Annotated in this window: 19 protein-coding genes; 9 read left to right on the top strand and 10 right to left on the bottom strand. The window is 45.9% G+C overall.

Annotated elements, in window-relative coordinates:
• The first annotated feature begins 59 nt into the window (after positions 1-59).
• The 6 genes from G395_RS0120815 (at position 60) to G395_RS0120790 (ending at position 7,120) form a co-directional block, all read left to right on the top strand.
• The gene (locus tag G395_RS0120815; protein WP_026631845.1) at positions 60-1,700 is read left to right on the top strand and encodes a fatty acyl-AMP ligase; all 1,641 of its coding nucleotides are present in this window, start codon (positions 60-62) and stop codon (positions 1,698-1,700) included.
• 111 nt (positions 1,701-1,811) lie between these two features.
• Positions 1,812-2,060, top strand: a complete 249-nt coding sequence (locus tag G395_RS0120810) for an acyl carrier protein (RefSeq protein WP_026631844.1) — start codon at positions 1,812-1,814, stop codon at positions 2,058-2,060.
• Between the two features lie 49 nt (positions 2,061-2,109).
• Positions 2,110-3,303, top strand: a complete 1,194-nt coding sequence (locus G395_RS0120805) for a cytochrome P450 (protein ID WP_035361832.1) — start codon at positions 2,110-2,112, stop codon at positions 3,301-3,303.
• Positions 3,304-3,310: 7 nt separating this feature from the next.
• Positions 3,311-4,720 (top strand): MBOAT family O-acyltransferase, encoded by a 1,410-nt coding sequence (locus tag G395_RS0120800; protein WP_026631842.1) that lies wholly within the window; start codon positions 3,311-3,313, stop codon positions 4,718-4,720.
• Positions 4,721-4,752: 32 nt separating this feature from the next.
• Positions 4,753-5,724, top strand: a complete 972-nt coding sequence (locus tag G395_RS0120795) for a hypothetical protein (protein WP_026631841.1) — start codon at positions 4,753-4,755, stop codon at positions 5,722-5,724.
• 10 nt (positions 5,725-5,734) lie between these two features.
• Complete coding sequence (locus G395_RS0120790) at positions 5,735-7,120, top strand: high affinity choline transporter 1 (protein WP_026631840.1); 1,386 nt, start codon at positions 5,735-5,737, stop codon at positions 7,118-7,120.
• Positions 7,121-7,123: 3 nt separating this feature from the next.
• Here G395_RS0120790 and G395_RS0120785 read toward each other — a convergent pair whose 3' ends face one another.
• The 3 genes from G395_RS0120785 to G395_RS0120775 all read right to left on the bottom strand — a co-directional run bounded on the left by G395_RS0120785 (position 7,124) and on the right by G395_RS0120775 (position 9,637).
• Positions 7,124-8,125, bottom strand: coding sequence for a quinone oxidoreductase family protein (locus G395_RS0120785; RefSeq protein ID WP_035361846.1), 1,002 nt, complete (start codon positions 8,123-8,125; stop codon positions 7,124-7,126).
• A 53-nt stretch (positions 8,126-8,178) separates the two neighbouring features.
• Complete coding sequence (locus G395_RS0120780; protein WP_026631838.1) at positions 8,179-8,757, bottom strand: TetR/AcrR family transcriptional regulator; 579 nt, start codon at positions 8,755-8,757, stop codon at positions 8,179-8,181.
• Positions 8,758-8,842: 85 nt separating this feature from the next.
• Complete coding sequence (locus tag G395_RS0120775) at positions 8,843-9,637, bottom strand: SDR family NAD(P)-dependent oxidoreductase (RefSeq protein WP_026631837.1); 795 nt, start codon at positions 9,635-9,637, stop codon at positions 8,843-8,845.
• 56 nt (positions 9,638-9,693) lie between these two features.
• On the opposite strand from G395_RS0120775, the gene G395_RS0120770 reads away from it, so the two are divergent.
• Entirely contained in the window at positions 9,694-10,572 is an 879-nt protein-coding gene (locus G395_RS0120770) for a PIG-L family deacetylase (RefSeq protein WP_026631836.1), read from the top strand.
• A 12-nt stretch (positions 10,573-10,584) separates the two neighbouring features.
• Here the strand turns inward: G395_RS0120770 and G395_RS0120765 are convergent, their stop codons facing one another.
• Genes G395_RS0120765 through G395_RS0120745 form a run of 5 tightly spaced genes read right to left on the bottom strand, consistent with a single transcriptional unit; the run spans position 10,585 to position 15,019 of the window.
• Positions 10,585-11,355: a class I SAM-dependent DNA methyltransferase gene (locus tag G395_RS0120765; protein ID WP_026631835.1), complete on the bottom strand. Its 771-nt coding sequence runs from the start codon at positions 11,353-11,355 to the stop codon at positions 10,585-10,587.
• Positions 11,352-12,272 (bottom strand): glycosyltransferase family 2 protein, encoded by a 921-nt coding sequence (locus tag G395_RS0120760; protein ID WP_026631834.1) that lies wholly within the window; start codon positions 12,270-12,272, stop codon positions 11,352-11,354. Before G395_RS0120760 ends, G395_RS0120765 begins: the two co-directional genes overlap by 4 nt.
• A complete protein-coding gene (locus tag G395_RS0120755) occupies positions 12,269-13,366 on the bottom strand; it encodes a DegT/DnrJ/EryC1/StrS family aminotransferase (RefSeq protein WP_026631833.1) in 1,098 nt (365 codons plus the stop codon). The genes G395_RS0120760 and G395_RS0120755 overlap by 4 nt, the downstream gene beginning before the upstream one ends.
• Positions 13,363-13,749: a sugar 3,4-ketoisomerase gene (locus tag G395_RS0120750; protein ID WP_026631832.1), complete on the bottom strand. Its 387-nt coding sequence runs from the start codon at positions 13,747-13,749 to the stop codon at positions 13,363-13,365. The genes G395_RS0120755 and G395_RS0120750 overlap by 4 nt, the downstream gene beginning before the upstream one ends.
• Positions 13,750-13,783: 34 nt before the next feature.
• Positions 13,784-15,019 (bottom strand): hypothetical protein, encoded by a 1,236-nt coding sequence (locus G395_RS0120745; protein ID WP_229204242.1) that lies wholly within the window; start codon positions 15,017-15,019, stop codon positions 13,784-13,786.
• A 113-nt stretch (positions 15,020-15,132) separates the two neighbouring features.
• Between G395_RS0120745 and G395_RS0120740 the strand changes: the two genes are divergently transcribed.
• Positions 15,133-15,678, top strand: a complete 546-nt coding sequence (locus tag G395_RS0120740; RefSeq protein ID WP_026631830.1) for a hypothetical protein — start codon at positions 15,133-15,135, stop codon at positions 15,676-15,678.
• A 92-nt stretch (positions 15,679-15,770) separates the two neighbouring features.
• Positions 15,771-16,880: a hypothetical protein gene (locus G395_RS0120735; RefSeq protein WP_026631829.1), complete on the top strand. Its 1,110-nt coding sequence runs from the start codon at positions 15,771-15,773 to the stop codon at positions 16,878-16,880.
• 100 nt (positions 16,881-16,980) lie between these two features.
• Here G395_RS0120735 and G395_RS0120730 read toward each other — a convergent pair whose 3' ends face one another.
• Positions 16,981-20,079, bottom strand: coding sequence for an SbcC/MukB-like Walker B domain-containing protein (locus tag G395_RS0120730; RefSeq protein WP_026631828.1), 3,099 nt, complete (start codon positions 20,077-20,079; stop codon positions 16,981-16,983).
• Between the two features lie 3 nt (positions 20,080-20,082).
• Positions 20,083-21,597 carry a GH3 auxin-responsive promoter family protein gene (locus G395_RS0120725; RefSeq protein WP_026631827.1) on the bottom strand — a complete coding sequence of 505 codons (1,515 nt, stop codon included), beginning with the start codon at positions 21,595-21,597 and terminating at the stop codon, positions 20,083-20,085.
• Between the last annotated feature and the right edge of the window lie 123 nt (positions 21,598-21,720).

Below are 21,720 nucleotides of genomic sequence, written 5' to 3'. Positions count from 1 at the left end.
GAAGCAGTACGATTGAGATCATTTCTTAGTCGTACTGCTTTTTTTATACCTTTGGTTTCATGGATCTATTTAACAGACTGGAAGTCTATGCCCGGCAGTTTCCGGACAAGCTTGCTTATGGATTTGTGGAGAAAGAGGGAAAGTTATCGGAGGAGCTTAGCTATAAAACATTGCTACAAGCGGTTTACGCGGCTTCCAAACAACTAGCCGACATTTGCAATCCGCATTCCCGGGTTATTATTCTGCTGCCTGCCGAAGCGGCATTTATTAAAGTTTTCCTCGGTTCATTGCACGCCGGCCTCATTGCGGTGCCATGCCCTATTGGCTATTCCGAACCGGCTATTCAAAGGATTTTAAACATTATAAAAGACTGCGAAGCTTCGCTCATCATTACCAATCAGAAGTCCCTTAAAATGCTTTCTCAGAGGCAAACGGAGGCTTCCAGGACTTTAAGAGCATTGGACATTCAGTGGTTTTTTACAGATGAGCTTAGTAATGATGCTTCTGAACCAACGGCAAAGCAACTTTCCGCATCCAATGAAACTGCCTATCTCCAATATACGTCGGGTTCAACAGGTCATCCCAAAGGCGTTATGGTTAGCCATGCTAATCTTACCGCCAACTTAAATGCGATCAACAACTGCTTTGGCCGTACGGCTGCGGACACTTCCGTAACCTGGCTTCCGCATTATCACGACATGGGCTTGGTGGACGGACTGCTTTCTCCTGTTTTCACGGGCGGCACCGGGCTGATCATCTCTCCCATTTTATTCATTACCAAACCATTATTGCTGCTCGAAACAATTTCCCGTCATCAGGCAGCGGTTTGTGGCGGCCCCGGTTTTGGACTCGATCACTGTGTGGTCCGCATAAAGCCCGAGCAGCTGGAAACATTGGATCTCAGTTCCTTACGCGTGCTATATGTGGGTGCGGAACCCGTGCGCATCGCCAGCCTGGACAAATTTGCAGAAACCATGCAGGTAACTGGTTTCAAGAGAGAAAGCTTGGTTCCGGCCTATGGTCTAGCGGAGGCAACGCTGGCTGTGAGCTTGCATTTGCATGGCGCGCCTATGAATTTCCGGCCCATATCGGAGACGAACGCGAAAATGGTGGTGGCTTGCGGCCCGCCTGTTGAGTTCACTAATGTTACTATTGTCGAACCGGAGCTGAATTCAATTCAAAAAAACGGAGAGATAGGAGAAATTTGGGTGAGTAATGAAGGCGTTGCGCTGGGTTACTGGGAAAATCCTGCTGCCACCAATATTACTTTTAAAGCATTTACGGCGTGTGGAAAAGGTCCGTTTCTGCGGACCGGCGACTTAGGCTTTTTGTCTGACGGACAGCTTTTTATTACAGGCAGAAAGAAAGAGCTAATCATTATTCGCGGGACAAACTATTATCCGCAGGACATTGAAGAAGTGGTGAGTGCCTGCCATGAACATATTCAGCCACATGGAACCGCGGCATTTTCTATTGAAACCGAACAAGGTGAAGAACTGATGATCGTGAGCGAGGTTAGAAACAATGCTCAAAATGAAGGTGATACGGATGAAATTAAAACAAACATTGCAAACAGCGTAGGTCTGGCATTTGGGTTGGTGCCCCATAAAATTGTGCTCGCAGCGGTTGGGAAGTTGCCGAAAACATCCAGCGGAAAAATTCAAAGACTGAAAGCACGGGAAGTTTTTAATATAAATTAGGCTTTATTTTATCACCACTTAATCAATTAAACCGCTGTTTTCCACTAAAAACGGATAAAATCCCTATTTTCACCGCATTGAAATCTTACTAACGCTCCATTAAACCGCACCATGGATAAGACTTATACCGAAATCTCCGGCTGGATCATTGAGCGTATAGCGCATCATGCAGAGCTCGATCCTGAAAAAGTGACGCCGGACACAGACATTGTCAACTTCCGCCTCGATTCCCTTTTAATGGTTAACATCACTTCGGAGCTCGAAGAATGGCTGGGAATGGAACTTAGTCCTTCTATTTTTTGGGAAATGGGCACCATTGCAGCCACGACCGAATGGATCCTGGAAAATCAGGAAGCCTGATTTATTGCCCCTACTGCCTTAATTCAACCTTTCATTTAACGTCTTGCATATGTCCGTAGCGGCTATCTGGTCATCTCAAAACAAAATCAGTCAAAATTACGCTGACCTGATCGATGATGTGCGAAAAACCAATCCCGTGCATTTGAATGTGTTTGGGGACCTGGTTGTGATGGATTACAAAAACGTTAAGAAGATCTTTGCCGACTCCGAAAACTTTCAAAACTTCGATTTTAAGGAACGCTTCAAAGTCGTTTCTGCTATTGCAAACAATGATCCGGCACTCCTGGAATTCGGCGAAAGCTTGCGGCACTGGCTGCTGTTCATGAATGGTGAAGCCCATGCCGAACATCGGAAAATGGTTAATAAAAAGTTCTACGAGGCTAATTACGAGCACATTACCCTGGAAGCGATCCAGGAAGTGATAGGCGCCTATCAGGATCAGGAAGAAGCGGACCTGGTAGAGATCACAAGGAAATTCAGCTTCCTCATTATCAGCAAGATCTGTGGTTTAAAAAGTGAGGATTACGATTTTATCCAAAAATTCTCCTACGTCATTACCCTGATTTTTGAAAAAACACTAAATGTAAAAGACTTGCTGGAATGCGTGCATATGTCGAGGCAATTCCGTAGTTACCTTGGCGAGACGCTTTCCAGGCAGGAAAGAGAACTGACTAACAGCCTGTTACTGGAAATGCAGGGAATTATGGGCAGCACCCGCGTGAATGAACTGATCGGAACATGGGAATTTCTGGTCAATGCTGCCACAGAAACCACCACATTGCTGCTTACGAGAAGCATTGCTACGTTGATTGAGCATAAAGACATCGCCATAGACTGGAATGCGCACGACGGCTGCGCAATTGCAGTTGAAGAGCTGATCCGCTATGTTAGCCCTGTAAACTGGATTCCTCGGCAGGTGAAGGAGGATATGGAATTTGCAGGTTTACAGCTCAAAAAGGGAAAAACCGTGCTGCTAGGCATTGCCTCCGCCAACCGTGATCCTGACATTTTTCAAAATCCCGAAACGTTTATACCTACACGTAAACCCAATCCACACATTGGGTTCGGATTTGGAATCCATCATTGCATGGGCGCCCGTCTTTCCCGGTTCGAGATGCAGAAATTCCTGCCCCGGTTCATGGCCGCGTTCCCGAATATCCGCCTGCATCCCGACAAGCCTGGCGAATGGGATTCGAAAGTGTTTTTCAGAGGTCATAAGCATTTGCCTGTGCTTCTAAAATAAAGGCTTAATGATCAAATTCACCGATTTTACATACTTCCTGCTCCTTTTTCTGATTGTTGCAGCTTACTATAACACGCCCCAAGCCAAGAAATGGATCTTTCTGCTGATCCTGAGCGTGCTATTTAATATGAGCTGGAGCGGCTACTATGTGTTTGTTTGGCTTGGGCTGACGGCGATCTGTTTTCTCGGTGGTCAATATTTGGGAAATCCGGCACATTCAAAAAAGAAGCGCAAAACGCTGCTGACCTTATTAATCGTCATCTGCCTGTTGCCGCTGCTGTTCTTCAAATATCTGATTCCCATCAATAATTCCTTTTCGCCGGTGATTTTGAACTGGTTAGCGCCTATCGGAATATCCTATTATACATTTCTGATCATAGGCTATCTTACCGACGTGCAGCGGAAATACATTAAACCCGAGCCGCATTTTGGCTATCTCGCACTCTACCTGGGATTTTTCCCGACTATGCTGGCCGGTCCGCTGGAGCGTGCCAGGCAGCTGATCCCGCAATTGAAAAATCCTGTCAGCTACGATCCTGAGAACATTAAGGCTGGGATTTTTTTCATTGTCTGGGGTTTATTCAAAAAAATGGTTTTGGCCGCCCGGTTCGCAGATCATGTTAATCCGGTATTCGATCAACCAGAAAAATATACCGCAATTTCGGTAACATTAGCCGTCCTGCTTTTCTCAATCCAACTCTATTGCGACTTTTCAGGTTACTGCGACATAGCAACCGGATCAGCCAGGTTACTCGGCATCCGACTAAGCAAAAACTTCGCAAACCGCTATTACTTTACGCCTTCCCGAACCGAATCCTGGAACTCCTGGAACATTACGGTCACGTCCTGGTTCCGCGATTATGTGTTTTTCAACATTAGCAAAGGCGTCACCAACAAAACAAGGTTGGAATTTAACCGCCTGCTCACATTTGTAGTTACCGGGTTATGGCACGGACCGAGCTGGTCATTTGTGATCTGGGGCTTTTTACAATGGGCCTACATTAATTTTGAGATCAGGACAAAACGCTTCTGGGAGCGGTTTTATGGCCGTCTCGGTCTCAGGATTGGGTCAAATCCACATACTGTTTTACGCATCATCGTCCGTCTGCTCACAGGAACGCTCATTATGGGCTGGTTTCGGGCGGCGGAGCTGGACAGTGGTTTGCGGTTGTACAGTGCAATGTTCGGGTTTCAGTCGGGCGCGCTTTCTATTTTCACTTCCGGCTTCGGCTTGACGCTTGCCTTGTTTTTAATTTTGGATTTTATAAATTATCAAATGGGTGAAAAAGAGGACATTGCTTCCTTTTTGTTAAAAAGAAATCCCGTGCAGCGAAACCTTTCCTTCCTGGTTTTGGTCCAGCTCGTTCTCATATTCGGGCAGATCACCGTTGCTAATTTTTACTACATTCAATTCTGAAAACCAACCATTTATGTACTCCCGAACACACGATGGTTAAAAAAATACTGCTCTGGATCGCGCTGTTTCTTGGCTTTAAAATAGCTATTGCCCTGGTTATTGGTCTGCTGCCGGTAGACCCGCGCCGCGACATTGCAATACGGGAAAAGCATCGGCAGGCGTTCGCTCCTAACGCTGTTTTTATCGGAACCAGCCGCACGCTTTATGGAATCAATCCTTTGATTTTTGATTCGCTGAATGCTGGGCAAACACGCAGTTATAACATGGGGTTATTCAGCCTTTCCATAGCTAATTCACTTAAAATCGCGCGTCATATTATTGAAAATGACCCTAAAACCCAGACCATTTTTATAGAACTAAGCGCCCTTGATTACAGCACCATACATATGACGCCGGACCAGGTTTTTAATGATGTCTATTTCAGGATGCGCGTAGACGAAGCAACTGTTAATCCTGATGATCACGGCAAATGGAGCGATTTCCTAAGCGACTTTAACACAACCCTTTTCCAGATATTCTCCATTGCGCCGCAAATTGCAACATTTAAAAAATGGATCAACCCGGTAAATGATCCCATTGAAGGACCACCAAATCTGCAAACGAACGGCTTTCAGGATGTGGATCTGACAATTCCGGGTTTGAATACAATGGTCGTCAACAATCGTTTTTATACTAAAAAACTCACGGCACCATCTCATCACCCCGCTCCGAATGCATATTTTCTTACCGCAATAAATGAAGTGATAACACTAAGCAAAGCCTATCGCAAACGGGTCATTTTTTACATGCCCAATAATGTTACAAAGGGCGAATATGAGCTGCTGGCGCAGGTTACGCCCTACATCTCGCAGGCAAATTTCATTTCCTTACCGAAAGATCCAACTTTGGAAGCTATCTTAAAACCCGGGAATTTGTTTGATTCGCACCATCTCAATGCAAAGGGATCAGGCATTTACACGCGCTATTTGTATGAGGAGTTCTCTAAAAAACCCGCCAATTTATAATTGATTTTCAATGCTTGCTTTTTCCATTCTCGCATATCTGCTGGCTAACCTGGGCATTGGCCTGTGGGCGTCTCGCAGAATTTCGACAACACAGGATTTTGTTCTGGCAGGCCGGCGGCTGCCGCTCATATTGGCCGCTTCGGCAACTTTCGCTACGTGGTTCGGCTCAGAAACCATTATGGGCGCACCCACAGAATTCGTTGAGCATGGTGTATTAGGCGTCATTGAAGACCCGTTTGGCGCTTCGTTGTGCCTGTTGCTGGTGGGATTATTTTTCGCCAGGCGGTTTTATAAAATGAACATTATCACGTTCTGCGACTTTTTCAGGATCCGGTATGGTCGCAACGCCGAGCTGCTGTCGGCTCTTTTAATCATTCCCTCCTATTTCAGCTGGATTGCCGCGCAGTTGCTTGCGATGGGCATTGTATTGAAAGTCGTGCTGGGCTGGTCGTTGATCACTTGTATTTTAGGCAGTTCCGTGGTCGTGATCCTTTATACGATCTGGGGCGGAATGTGGTCTATCTCCATTACAGACTTTGTGCAAACGATTATGATCATCGTCGGCCTCGCCATTGTGGCAACCGTTCTTTACAATAAAGTGGGTGGTTTTACGCCGCTGATTGAAGCTGCACCGCCAGGGTTTTTTAAGTTTTATCCGGATTTTACATTCAAGGCATCCGTTGAATATTTCGCTGCCTGGATCACGATCGGACTCGGCTCGATCCCTCAACAGGATGTTTTTCAAAGGGTTATGTCTGCCAAATCCGCTAATGTTTCGGTAAAAGCAACATTGCTGTCATCGCTCATGTATCTGACAGTGGCATTGCTTCCGCTGTTTATAGGCTTATGCGGCCATCACCTTTACCCCGAATCGGACAATGACGGGCAGCTGATCATTCCCAACATGATCTTAAAGCATATGGGACTGCCTTTGCAAATCGTGTTTTTCGGTGCATTGGTTTCTGCGATCCTCAGCACGACGAGCAGCGCGATTATGGCGCCGGCAGCGGTTTTGGGAGAGAATATTTTTAAATTTTTCAACCCGACATTAACCGACCAGCAATTACTTCGCATCATTCGCTGTGGTATTGTGGTGATTACGGGCATATGTATTGCGATGGCCGTTCGGGGCGACAGCATTTTCGAACTGGTTGCAGAATCCTCCGCTTTCAGCCTGGTATCCCTGTTTGTTCCGCTCGCAGCCGGCCTTTACTGGAAAGCCACGAATCAGTTGGGTTGTATTATGTCAATGATCGCAGGCCTGGCCGCATGGCTGGTTTGCGCATACATGGAAACAACATATCCGCCGCTGATCTTCGGCCTGCTTGCCAGTATTATTGGCATGCTCACGGGCATACTCTGGGAAAAGGTCTCAGCAATAAAAACGGCTTCCTAGTGCCTACGGGATCATTATCACGGACCCTGTCGTTTTGCGCGATTCAATGTCACTATGTGCCTGCGCTGCTTCCGAAAGCGGATATTTTGTAATGTTTATTTTGCCAAATATCCCCGCTTGCAACGCTGAGAATGTATCGCTGGCAAACAAATGCAAACTATCGTAATCCGAAATGTAAGCATTCAGCACCGGTGTAAGCATAGCAATCGACTTTGCGCGTAAAGCTGCATGATCAATGTGTTCGGGCTGGCCCGACGATGACCCGTACAACACGATTTTTCCGCCTTTTTTCACAATTCCCACAGATTCAGAAAATGTGTCCTTACCAACACCGTCATACACCACATCCACTCCCTTGCCATCTGTAATTGCCAAAACCGATTTCGCAAAACCCTCACAGCCCACCAGAAAAACATGATCTGCACCATTATCAAGCGCTGTCTGCTTCTTTCCTTCCGAACCTACCGTTCCGATCACCGTCGCACCCAGCGCTTTGGCCCAGCTGGCAACGAGTGACCCTACACCGCCCGCAGCAGCGTGTACAAGCACTACATCGCCGCGTTTGACTTTGAAAGATTCTTTTACCAACATTCTGGCTGTAAAGCCTTTAACCATAATGGCAGCAGCTTCTTCCAGGCTCACACCATCGGGAACATGCACAAGCTGGTGCGTCCCGATCATGCGCATTTCGGTATAAGCGCCCGGGATAAAATGATAAGCCACACGATCACCAACTTTGAAATCAGTAACCCATGGCCCGATTGCTTCTATAACCCCGGCAGCCTCAATTCCAGGCACATAAGGAAACGATTTTACAGGAAACATGCCGCTTCTGAAATACGTATCCACGAAGTTCAATCCGATAGCGGCCTGCCTGAGCAACACCTCTCCCGGCCCAGGTTGGTCCAGTATATCTTTGCTGTATGTAAGCACGGAAGGACTTCCCTGTTTGCTGATTTTTATAGAGCTCGATTTATAAGTTGTCTCTTTAATGATATCTAACATGGCTATCTGTTCAAAATAATTACGGAACGGTTGTTCCATAATCGGCATTCATCTTACTTTTTTATTGACCTGATCAGAAAGTCGGCCTGCTGTTTCACCATTTCCGGATCCCCATATACGAGAAACAGTTGCCAGAATCCCGTAAAATTAGAAACGATAAAATTGGCCAGCATGGCAGGATCTCTTTTTGCATTGATTTCATCCGCCTTTTGAGCCTTTCTGATCAGGTCTTTGAGCACGTTCACTACGCTGCCCGTATTTTCTTTTAATATCGCATGCACTTCTTCGTCATCCGAAGCAAGCTCAAAGGCTGATTTCACGCCCATACAAGTTTTTCCTTCCTCAATGGTCCTGGCGGCAGCTCTTTTAATGATTTTTTCAATCGCCTTAACAGGAGACTTTGCAGCGTCGGTTGCCTGCAGGTAATCATTCAGCATGCCGTCCGAATAGCTTTTCAGACACATTAAAAACAAGCTGTGCTTGTCGCCATAAGTGTCATAAATGCTGCCTCGGTTCAGGCCCATGGTGTTTACAAGATCCTGCATGCAGGTTGCCTGATATCCTTTTTGCCAAAAAATATCCCTCGCTCTTTCCAGCTTCTCTGCGGGTTCAAATGCTTTGGTACGTGCCATAATTAACAGACAATTATTGCAGAACGATTGTTCCAAAATAAACCATTTTTAGCCAAATACATGCAACACCATGAAAGTCAATTCACTAAATGATAAATTTGGCAACGCCACCATCTACTTTCAACGCCGAGCCATTGGTGCCGGAAGACAGCGGACTAGCCACATAAGTAACCAGGTTCGCGATTTCTTCAACCGATGTAAATCGTTGCAGCAACGAAGTAGGCCGCGCATCCTTAAAGAAATCTGTTTCTGCTTGTTCTGTTGAGACGTTATTTGCAGCACCAAGCTGCTTTACAAATTCCGCAACGCCTTCCGACTTCGTTGGCCCCGGCAACACGGAATTAACCGTAACATTTGTGCCCTTTGTCAATTCGGCCAATCCTCTGCTGACAGCCAATTGAGCTGTTTTTGTCATCCCATAATGAATCATTTCTTCGGGAATATTCACAGCCGATTCGCTGGAAATGAAGATGATACGGCCCCAATCCTTCGCGATCATTTTTGGAAAATAGTGACGGGATAAGCGCACGCCGCTCAGCACATTCACTTCAAAAAACTTGAACCAGTCTGCGTCCGTAATGTCTGTAAATGCCTGAGGCTCAAATATTCCGGCATTGTTGATCAGTATATCAATTTCAGGAAGATTTTCCAGCAACGCATTCACTTCTTCCACTTTGGAAAAATCGGCTGCCAAACCAGAAACAGTGCCGGATGGATTATTTTCTTGCAGGCGCTGAACAGCCTCAGCTACTTTCGATTGCGTTCTGCCGTTGATCACGACATTTGCGCCTTCTTTTAATAAATTTTGAGCAATTGCAAAGCCTATTCCCTGGGTAGAACCGCTGATAAATGCCGTTTTCCCTTTCAATTGTAAATCCATGTCATGTAAATTTTGTAAATTATCCTGATAACACTTCACTTTAAGAAATCGTCCGCATGAAAAACATTTATCTTTTCATTTTCTTGATCGTTGCCATTGCCGCACACGCACAAAGTCCTCGCGTATTGATCGTTACGGCACATCCTGATGACGAGACAACATTCCCAGTGACCATTTTCAAAATTACGCACGAGCTGAAAGGGTCGGCAGACCTTGCCTTAATTACGGATGCATCAGGTGGTTATAACGGGCTCGTGGCATCGTCCTATTATGGCATGAACCTGGTGGATTCTGTCGTTGGCAGGAAACATCTGCCTTTGATCCGAAAAAAGGAAATCCTGGCTGCCGGCGAAGTGCTTGGCATTGGCAACTTTTTCTTTCTGGACCAGCTTGATGATTATTACAACCGCGACGAAAAGCCCTATCTGGAAGGGAAAAACTGGAACATTAAATACGTAGAAAGCCGCCTGGATGAGATTCTGGCAAAAGGAAATTACGGCTATGTCTTTTGCCTCGTTCCAAATGAAGGCCAGCACGCCCATCATAAAACGGCCTCAATCAGCGCTATAAGGGCTGTTCAGCGCTTTAAAGGTGATAAAAAACCCATTGTACTAGGCGGGCAAACGCAAAACAAAGGCACTATTTCAAAATTTACCCGACTGGATGGTTATCCCGAAACAGCGATCAGCTTAACAGCCCCGATCTTCGAATTTGACCGGACTTACGGTTTTGGGGAAGATAAAAAACACAGTTACATGATCGTAGCGGACTGGGTTAAGGCGGCGCATAAGTCACAGAGCGGCGATATGAACCAGGCGATGCATCGCGGCGACATGGAAACATTTCTCTATTTCGAGTTGAACGGCGCTGCCCGGATCGGTGAAGTGAAAGATCTGTTTGAAAAGATCAATAATGCAGGTTTTTCCAAAAAATAGCCAGTGCGATTGCTAATCTTTGGAAACCAATGTCATAAACAAAGAGCTGCCAAATGGCGCTCTCGGGATCAGGAACTGCTCGGTTTTGGTGATCCCTTTTAAAATGGAATTGACCAGTTTACCAGGAAATTTCACGTCCGAATCTAAATGTTCCGTATTGATTTTCTGCTTGCGGATCTGGTAATTTTGCCATTGCCGGACAGCTAAAATGGGCAGAGACAATGCGAAGGGCCAGTAAGTGTTGTGCTCGATGACTAATCCTGAGGCTTTTGCATAATGTATAAATTGTTCCAGTTTAAACCTCCTGAAACTCCCAACGGCCAAGTCATGTGTGCCGGAAAAGGCTTCAAACGCATGGATGTTAATAATGATCAGGCCATTTTTGTTAAGCTTTCTTTTGAATGCTGCTAACGCCTGAATGATCTCTTCATCGGTTAGGAAATAAAGCGCATCGTTGCAGGAGATCAGGTCAAACGTCTCGCCCGGCTGGAATGCATTGACGTTCTTTAAATCGCCGAAACGAACATTCAGATTTCGCTCCCGGGAAAAATCAATGGCGTGCTGCGAATAGTCAAATCCGGCAAGATCGGCATAGCCGGCGTCTCTCAGAAATGACAGTAGACCGCCCGTTCCGCACGCAGCATCGAGTATTTTGAGGTTATGCTTACCAATGCCGAAATGCGCTTTAATCGCATTTAAAACCTTTTCGTGCAGCACCTGATACCACCATAGCGACCGCTCCACCTCATACATGCGCTGGTACTCGAGTCTGTTATTAATCATATGGCCTCCGCGCTATTGTATTTTATAACATATTGAGGCTGACCACTCTGCGCCATAAAACTTTTACCGATATACTCTCCCAAAACACTCAGTAATGTACATTGAATGCCGCCGATGGAGATTAATGTTGCGGTGACGACTTGCCAGCCTTTTGGATCAGGCCCCATCACCCATTGTATGGTAAGATAGCAAAGCAGCAGAAATCCAAACAGGGACAAACCCAGACCGATGGGCAAAAATATGCGGATAGGAAGAGAGGAATAGCAAAATAAGATATTGAGAAACAAGGAAATAAGCTTCTGCCAGGTATAATTGGAGGTTCCCTCTTCCCGCTTTAAATGGGTAACCTGAACGGTTCCGATGTTGCGTGTGATCCTGAAAATGAGCCCGTCAATGTATGGGTAAGGGCCTTTGTATTTCGTAATTTCCTGCACAACCTCCTGACGGATCAGCTTGAAACTCGACAAGTAAAGGTCCTTTGGTTTGTTCAGCAGATAACTCGTGAGCCAGTTGACCAGCTTGCTTCCTAGATTACGCCCTACTGAATGTTCTTTTTTGGAATAATAAGTGTAAACAACGTCATTACCATCGTTTTCGGCCACTTTTATCAGTTTCAAAATCTCTTCCGGCGGGTTCTGAAAATCATCGTCGATCATGACGCAATAATCGCCGTATGCCCAGTTCAGGCCGCAAATGACGGCATTGAATTCGCCGTAATTCCGGCGCAGCGAAATGAAACGGACATTGGCATAATGCTCAGCCAGTTGCTTGCAAACTTTTTCCGAGCCATCCCTGCTGCCGTCATTTACCATCACTATTTCAAAACTGACCTCCGCCAATGCGGTCTGCAAAGTTTTCACGAGCGGCCCGATCGTTTTTTCGCTGTTATATACCGGAATGACAACGGATAATTTCATTGCTGATAATCGAATTGATTAACGGTTTGAATGATATAAGTAACCTTCTCGTTCGTTAGCACCGCATTTAATGGCAAACTAATCACTTCGTTGTGAATTCTTTCCGTTATCGGCAATATCAAATCGTTATATTCCGAAAAAGCCTGCTGCTTATGGATGGGCAACGGATAATGCACATTGGTTTGAATGCCATTAGCATCCAGATATGCGATAAATTTGGAGCGATCCGCATGCCTGCTCACAAACAAATGCCACGCATCGTCCTGAATGCGGTCAGCTGGCGGTAAAATCAAATCTGTTACATTGATTTCACTTAAATAACGCGCTGCAATTTCTCTTCTCCGAGCATTTTCCGCGTCGAGAAAGGGAAGTTTGACATTTAATATCGCAGCCTGAATTTCATCCAGCCGACTATTAACACCCTGATAATCATTTTTATACCGAACCTGCGACCCGTAATTACGCAGATATCGGATCTTTTCAGCCAGCGCTTCGTCTGCGGTTGTAACAGCACCCGCGTCACCAAGGGCACCCAGATTTTTGGTAGGATAAAAACTGAATGCTGTTGCGTCGGCCATGCTGCCGGCTTTTTTATTTTGATAGATCGCACCGTGCGCCTGGGCGGCGTCGGTAATTACTTTCAGGCCATGCATTCGGGCAAGCGCCATGATCGGTTCCATTTCGCAAATGCGCCCGTAAAGATCGACTGCAATGATCGCCCTGGTTTTTGAGGTGATCTTTTCAGCAATTTTATCAGGATCCAAAAGCATTGTAACCGGATCCGGCTCGACAAAAATGGGTTTAAACCCTAAATAAGCGACCGGTAAAACCGATGCGATATAGGTGTTTGCAGGAACAATTATCTCGCTCTCCCCGGGAAATTCGTAAGCCATGAGAATCAAACTAATGGCATCAAGGCCATTGGCTACGCCCACGCAATGTGCCACGCCACAATAACTTGCAAATGATTTCTCAAAAGCTTTCAGCTCATTTCCCAGAATATACCAGCCCGAGCGGATAACCCGCAGCGAGGCTTCTTCAATGGCATCAAGGTAAGGTGCATTAACCTCGTTCAAATCCAGGAAAGGGATCATTGCGATACGGTGTGTTTCTGCAAATATGGTTCGTCAATGTAGTCGGCAACGTCGTAGTACTCGTTGGAAAGCACCAGCAGGATGGCGTCTTGCGTAAATGAGTCCATAATGTGCCAGTCTTTGGGTTCCAGAATGAGACAGGAAGCAGGGTTATCGAGATTGAAATACTCCTCTTTTTCTCCATCATTGGAATACACCCGACAGCTTCCGTGAATACAGATCAGCGCATTCCACGTTTTGTGATGCCTGTGTCCGCCACGCTGGGTTTCCCCGGCTCCATAAATGTAAAATACACGTTTGATTGTGCCCGGGATGATCTTTTCAAAGACCGTCAGATTGCCTGCACCGGTATTGAAGGTGTTTAACTCAACTAATAGTGGCATAAAGAGATTTACAGGTAAGAGCGTTTTATAATTTTCAGCGAAATAGATTCCAGGACATCATTTGATCCAACAGCATGAATAACTTCATAGGAAGTGGTTCCAGCCATAATATCTTGTTATAACCCATATAAAAAACCTGCGGATGCCCGACACAAATGAGCATTGTAAAAAAAAGTATAAGCTTCAATGACGATAAGGACGCCGTTTTATACAAAATAAAAAATGCGGCAAGGATAAAAGGAAAGCCATAGGAAAGCGCCCGGTCGATATCGTGTACGTAAATGCCTGTTGCTACGAGGATTGAAAAACCAATGAACAATGCGCCGATCAGCCAGTAACGCCTGGTCAGGAACAACGCCAGCAAAGCACTTCCCATTAACAGCCAGGTCCCTTCAAAAGCCGACCAGATGCTGCTGCCAAGCCCGTTCCGGTGTGCGCTGGCAAATAAAACGGGCGTTCCGATGGTTGAATAGCTGTGATTGGGAAAGTAGGTGGCCAGAACATAGTTCCGGACCCCAAAATAACAGATCCAGGCGACCCATACAACAGCACTCTCGCCCAGCAATCCTGCCTTAATCATCCCTGAAAGGCTGAAATTGTTCTTTTCGTAAGCTTTTACAACAATCCACCAAAGCAACAGATAACCGCCCGCGACAACCGCTCGCTCGTCCGTAAAAAAGGCGATTTGTAATGAAATAAAAATGACGAAAGGGTTACGGCTGAGCAATGCTGTCAGCAAGAAAAAATAGGCAAAACCATCGCCGTAGCCGTGAATGTCTGCGAATGTCCAGACGCTGACGAAGATATTTGCAATGCCGAGGACAAAAAAACCGGTGATGACTTTGTCCCCCGAAACCTTAAAAATATACTTGCCAATATTATGAAGAAATAATACGCCGCATAACGCCTGCGCCACCAGGATCAGGACTACATTATGGTTGGTAATGAACGACAGGAACGGCAATGTCCATCTCAGGATCATATTTTCACGGCGGACATCGTAGTCCATGTCTTTCGGATGAAAAAGATCTTGTGCCTGATTTTGGATAAAAACCCATGCATCCAGCCTTACACCATTGGTTTTCAGATGCGAGACAAGCAGCGAATACGGCGGAAATGCTAGAAAAAGAGAAATCAGGACAGAGAAAAGCGCCAGTTTCAACAACCAGTTTTTGTCCGATAATTTCGCTGCAAACCAAAAACTAAAAGACTCGTAGAAATTCTCAAAAAGCATAAACTCGTGTAGGGCAAATTGTACCCAAATATACATTTTAATGTTACATGCAACGATAGGCTGCGTTTACACCCACAAACCATTATTAAATATCAGCGTATATAGATAAATCGTAAATACTATACTATTTTTGGAAAAATTTAGACTTTTTGAAAAGACTTCTATCCATAGCGCTTCTGGGTTTACTCTTGTACAACACGTTTGGACTAGCTGTTGCCGTGCTATGTTTTGATAGGGAATTTGAAACTGCCCAAAAGTCCGAAATTGCGTCAAAACACGAAGTTCTGGCCATTCCTGCGCCGTCTCTTCCTTATACGACTTCCTGGGAAAACGAAGATGGAGCAGCCGGGCTGATCAAAAAAGATGGTGAATTTTACAATGTTGTTCATCAAAAAATCGAGAACGATACGCTGTTCGTCACACTCCAGTCCAACGCCTCGGCGCGTGAACGGTTCTTTGAGCTAGCGGGCAGTATGAATGATTTGCCGGAAACTGATCTAGCTAAAAAATCACCATCTAAGCGAGCACTCAAACTACTTAATGACCTGGTCAAAAGTTATTTGCCCATTGAAACGCGCTCACCGCTGGCCTTTGAATGTTATCAGCTGACCAATTCCGTTTCTTTCCCCGACTATTTTGCTTTATTACCATCTTCCCCCCGTTTGGCCGAATCGCCTCCGCCTGAATTGTCTTAATTTTTAAGGACTTTATAAATAACTGTGGCTCAGCTTCCTGTTTGGGAATTGCTGCTGCTATGTTCCATTTTATATTCTAAAAATTTAAGACAATGAAAAACATATTTACACTCCTGTTTACGGTGTGCCTTTTGATCACGCAATTTTCAAATGAGATTTTCGCCCAAGGCTGTGTGGCAATTCGCGGCATGAGCCATGCCGGCGCGACTTCTGCAGATTTCTTTAAACAACAAAACGGTAAATTCCAGGTGAATGCCGGATATCGCTTTTTCAGGTCATACAAACATTTCCGCGGCGACCATGAAGAGAAGGAGCGCGTGGAGCAGGGAACGGAAGTGATCAATGTGGCGCATGCACTGGATCTAGGACTTACTTATCAGCCTAATATGCGTTGGTCTATTTCGGTAACATTGCCTGTTCAGCACAATGACCGCTCGTCGCTATACGAACACTATGGAAATGCCATTACGGCCAATCCGGAGCAAAAACGCTTTCATACAAGCTCCAAAGGAATTGGTGACTTGAGAATTTCTACAAGTTACTGGTTACGGGATCCCATGAAGATGCCGAAATTCAATGTTGCTATCGGCGGTGGCATAAAACTTCCAACGGGCGACAAGGCGGTGGAAGGTGAATTTCACAAGCTGGACAAAGAAGGCAATGATTACACAATCGTAAAACCGGTGGATCAGTCCATCCAATTGGGCGATGGCGCTGTCGGATTTTTTCTGGAAACGCAGGGATACCTTTCTTTTACGCCCCGCACGGCACTATATTTCAACGGTTTCTATTTGTCCAATCCCAAAGAGCATAACGGCGTCAACCGGAACCCGCAATCAGCGACTATCGACCCCATCGTAGGCTATTTCGCTGCCGTAGACCAATTTGCAGCCCGCCTTGGTGTAAGCCAGTCATTAGGTGGTGGATTTTCCGTATTACTAGGCGGTCGCGCCGAAGGCGTTCCTTCTGACGACCTGATCGGCAGCAGCAAGGGTTACCGCCGTCCGGGATACGTGATTTCCGGCGAACCAGGCGTTGCCTACATCAAAAACAAATTTTCAGCATCCCTCTCCGTCCCCATCGCCCTCTACCGCAACAGGACGAAAAGCTATGCTGACAAGCAGGATGTTACTGGAAAATCGCATGGCGACGCTGCATTTGCAGATTATCTGATATCGTTTAGTGTAAGTCGCTGGTTTTAGGACGTAATGCTGTCACATTGAGCGTAGTCGAAATGTCGCTAGGGACGAAGGATACCGTCCTGCCTTCACTTCGGCTCCGCTCAGCGTGACAATCCCTGCTTCACTTCCAACTGGGCACAATCCGGCTGCCTTCTTCGGTTTCCTCAATGCTCAGATACGTCTGGATTTCCTGTTGCAGGTCCTCCACATGGCTGATAATGCCAACTATCCGGTTTTCTTTTCGCAGGGATTTCAGGGTCTCAAAAACAGTTTGCAATGCATTTTTATCCAACGAGCCAAAGCCTTCATCCAGGAAGAAGAAATTATGCTTCGAGCCGTTCCGGACGTGAATGTGATCGGCAAGGGCTAGTGCTAATGACAGCGCGGCCTGAAATTTCTGGCCGCCTGATAATGTTTTCAGCAAGCGCAGATGTCCGCCGTTGAGCAAATCGCGGACCCAGAAACTGTTGCTTTCGCCCAATTCCAGATGCAGCTGCTGATGCGTCATTTGATGGAAGCGATGGTTGGCGGCCTGGATGAGATTTTGCAGGTAAATGCTGGATGCATAATCCACAAAACCGCTGGAACGGAACAGCTTGGTAAGATCGTCCAGATGTTCTCTCCGTAATTGCAAACGGGCTTTTTCGGTTAGCAATGCTGCTTTTTTGGCCAGATCTTCGGCCATTTTTTTCAGTAACCGGTCCAATCCGCCTTCTTCTTTGCGGAATGCATTGAGGCTTTCGGTTAATGTGTCTTTCGCCTTAATGACCGTTTCGTGCTGCTCGGGATCATATTGCTGCTCTGTATTTTCCTTCAAAAGATTTTCCAGATCCCGCGAGGTCGTATCCAGAGCATATTTAAATGTCTCAATCGCCTTTCTTTCGGACTCAATCTGGATGGGCTTTTGCAAAATAGCTTTTACCTGATCTTCGGATTCGAAATCGAATGCTTTCAACTGCGCTTCCACATTGATTTGCAATTTAGCAAGGTCGCGCTGGCTGGAATTCAGTGTTGTTTTTAATGTCTGCTGGGCACCGGAGAGCACATCTTTTTCTTTTTGCACTCCATCGAGATCCTTTTCAGATTTTTCAAAAAGGCTGGTGATTTCTTTGTAACTGCTTTTGAAAGCAGTAATTTTTTCTAAAATCGCTGCTTTGGGCTGATCGTCAAATTCGCGCAAATTGACCCTTTGAAGTTGGCCTGCTAACGTTAGAACTGTGTTTTCAAAGCGCAGGATTTCATCTTTCAAACTTTGCAACGGTTTCTCAATCTTCTCCGTTTTTTCCAGATTCTCAGTTTCGATTTGCAAAGACAAAGCCTTAATCGCGGCCTCCGCCTCCTTTATTTCAGACTGATTTTTAGTAATCTCTGTAAAATGCTTTTCAAAACCCGCACGATCATTTTTATCAAATTTATTCCAAACAAAAAGCTTCTCATGTGCTTCAATCTGCGTTTTTGCATCCATCCAGCGCTGCTTAATGGTCGCTTTCAGCTTTTCAAGATTGTCGATTTGATTGTAAATTCTTTCAACCGGCGCCTGGGATGTGCGGATGGCTTTCTCCCGCGCGGCTAATGTTGCAAGCGCGCCTTCCGCAACTCTAATGTGCTCTCCGACAGCATGATCCGGATGCAAAACAGCCGGATGATGCTCCGAACCGCACAATGGACAAGGCTCACCATCCACGATCGCACCCGCATATTGGTGTAATGCGAGTTTGGTATGAAGCGAAAGCAGTTCCCCGCTTTTCTCCTTCGTTTCTGCTTCTGAATGGGTTAAAAATGATTGGATAGCCTGCTGGAAAGCTTCTAATGAAGCATTTTCAGCGACATTGAGCTGGAATTTGGACTTAATGTCGTCGATTTTCGCAATTAACATTTGTTGCTGGGCAGTAATGTCCGCCTGCAATGTTTCCGCTTCGATTTTTACGGATTGCCGCTTTTCTATTAATGCATCGCAAGTCGTAAACCAGGCCTTGATTTCACTGATTTCCTGAATGTCCGAAAGGGCATTTTTACGCTGCTCATTTTCAGATTCTTTTTCCTGCTTTTGTTTGGTTAAGCGGGCTATGGATGCTTCTTTTTCTTTCAGTTGCTCATTTCCACGCGTTAACGCTTCTTTCCTTTTTTCCGCAGAAACCCTGTTATCAAGGATTTGAATGATCTTCTCGAGCTCATCCGCCGTATCAAGCAGTTCTTCACGCTTTTCGTATTGCGGTTGCAGGCGGGTTAGTAATTCCTGTTGTTTTTCGGCCAGCTTTGTGAGCTCGTCCAGGCGTATTTTGTTGTTTTCAACTATTTTCTGATCCCGGGCGATGCCCGCATTCAATGTATTTTTTTGATCTAAAATGGATTTGAAATGAATAGAGCACGTTTCGAATATCTTCAACATCGCTTCCCGTTCCAGCATAACCGGACGCTCGGCTTCTAATGTTTGCAGTTGCGTTTGCAGCAACCTGACTTTTTCAGCGGTCAATTTCAGTTTTTGAAATGCCGTTTCCAATTCGGTTTGGATGCGCAGCTCTTCGCTTACTTTCTGGATTTCAAGCCTGACTTCTTCCCGCCGCTTTTCTTCCGCTGCCACCATTTCACCCGTCACTTCGCCTAAGCCGGTTAGCTGGCCGTCCACATTGGACGTGGCAAGGTCATTTTGCTTGGTTAGTGAACCTACATTTCGGCTCAAATCGTATTTTTCGAGCTGGAAAAGCTCTTTCATCATCCGCGTCCGATCGGCGTCGCGCAGCTCGATGAATTCCTGGAAACGGCCCTGGGGAATAATGATTGTCCTGCGAAAATTGTCATAGCTCAGCCCAATGATCGTTTCTGCATTCTCATTTTCCGGAAGCGGCACCCAGTTTTCGCCCTGCCACACATAGCCGCGACGGTCGAAGGTTTTTACGTCTTTGAAATTTTTACTATTCCGTTTTCCACGAACGGTAAAGCGATAACGATCTCCATTTTTCCCTGCAATGCATTCAAAATCAATGGATAACTCATCCGAACGCAGGTTCATCATGTTGTAAGTGCGGTCGTCTCCCTTGCTGTTGAGCCGCTCGGTGTCGCCGTACAAGGCGAATGTGATCGCTTCGAGAATGGATGATTTTCCGCTTCCTACCGCACCAAAAATCCCGAACAGCGATGCATCCGTTAACGCATTGAAATGGATTTCCTGCTCGGTCTGGTAGGAATACAGACCTTTGATTTTGAGATAGATAGGGATCATGTGCTATAAACTTGCCAGCAGATCATCCAGATATTCCCGGCTGTTGCTTAGTCTTGGAACCTTGTTTTGTCCGCCCAGCTTGTGGAGTTTTCCCATCCAGGCATAGAATGTGCCCGATGGAACAAAATGGACTTTTGGCATCAGCAGCGCCATATCTTTGTAACGCTTGGCGTCGTAATCTGAATTGACTTCGCGCAAAGCTTCGTCGAGCAAGGCGATGAAATATTCGCGGTCGTCGGGCTCTTTTGTAAATTCGATGATCCACTCGTGCCTTCCGCGCGAGCCGTCGCCCATGTAAACGGGCCCGGCTGTGTAATTCGCCACCAGCGAATCGGTTTTTTGGGTTGCTATTTTCACTGCATAGTCCGCATTTTCCACAATCACTTCCTCACCAAATGCATTGATAAAATGTTTCGTCCGGCCACTTACTTTCAACCTGAAAGGATAAGTTGAAGTAAATTTAACCGTGTCCCCAATTAGATAGCGCCATAAGCCGGCATTTGTAGAAATGACCAGCGCGTAATTTTTACCAATCTCAACCTCATCCAAAAGCAACGCCTTCGGATGCGGCTTACCGACTTCTTCCACCGGCACAAACTCGTAAAAAATGCCATAATCAAGCATTAACAGCATTTCTCCAACGCGATTTATGTCGTCCTGAATGGCAAAGAAACCTTCGGATGCACTGTAAGTTTCGAGATATAAAACCTGGTCGGAAGGGAAATATTTGGTCATAAACAAATCCCTGTATGGCTCAAAAGAAACCGCGCCGTGGACGAAAACCTCGAAATTAGGCCACACTTCAAGCATATTTTTCTTGCCCGTCAGTTCCAGGATCTGATCCAGTAGAACAATGGTCCATGTAGGAACGCCGAGAATGCTTGTTACATCCTCCTGCGAGCATATGGAAGCCATTTTTTCCAATTTGCTTTCCCAATGATCCATTAAGGCAACATCCAGCGGCGGCGTTCGCATAAACTCTGCCCAGGAAGGCAGATTTTGCATAATAACCGCCGAAACATCGCCGATTTGAGTATAGTCATCAAATGGATTGGCATGCAATGTGCCCCCTATCGACAAACCTTTACCATCAAAAACCCGCGTATCGGGACGGTTATTGATGAGCAATGTCATCATATCCTTACCGCCTTCATAATGGCATTCTTCCAAGGCTTCGGGCGAAACGGGCAGGAACTTGCTTCTTGCATTGGTGGTCCCGGAAGACTTTGAGAACCAGTCGATTTGCGACGGCCACATCACATTTGGCTCGCCGCGCAGGACGCGTTCGATATAGGGATAAATTTCTTCGTAAGTTGAAACGGGCACCTGGTCCTGGAACTCTTTGACAGTCCGGATCTGGCCATAATTGTATTTACTCCCCCATTCCGTATAACGCGCCGTTTCAATTAATTCAGAAAAAATGCGCTCCTGGGTTTCAATCGGGTTTTTCATAAACTGCTCGATCCTTTCGAAGCGTCGCTTCAAAAACCAGACAGTCATATCGTTAACCAGCTTCATGAGTTAATCAGTTAGGAACTTTGGCATTGCATCGGCATTGCATCCGCATTGCATTCGCATTGCAATTTGTAAAAATAGCAATAAAAAATGGTGGAAGAACAGTTTGACCGTGTTCCTCCACCA

Source organism: Dyadobacter alkalitolerans DSM 23607 (assembly GCF_000428845.1).
Classification (GTDB): domain Bacteria; phylum Bacteroidota; class Bacteroidia; order Cytophagales; family Spirosomataceae; genus Dyadobacter; species Dyadobacter alkalitolerans.
Note: the sequence above shows the minus strand (reverse complement) of the source record. Positions and strands in the feature narration are given on the sequence as shown.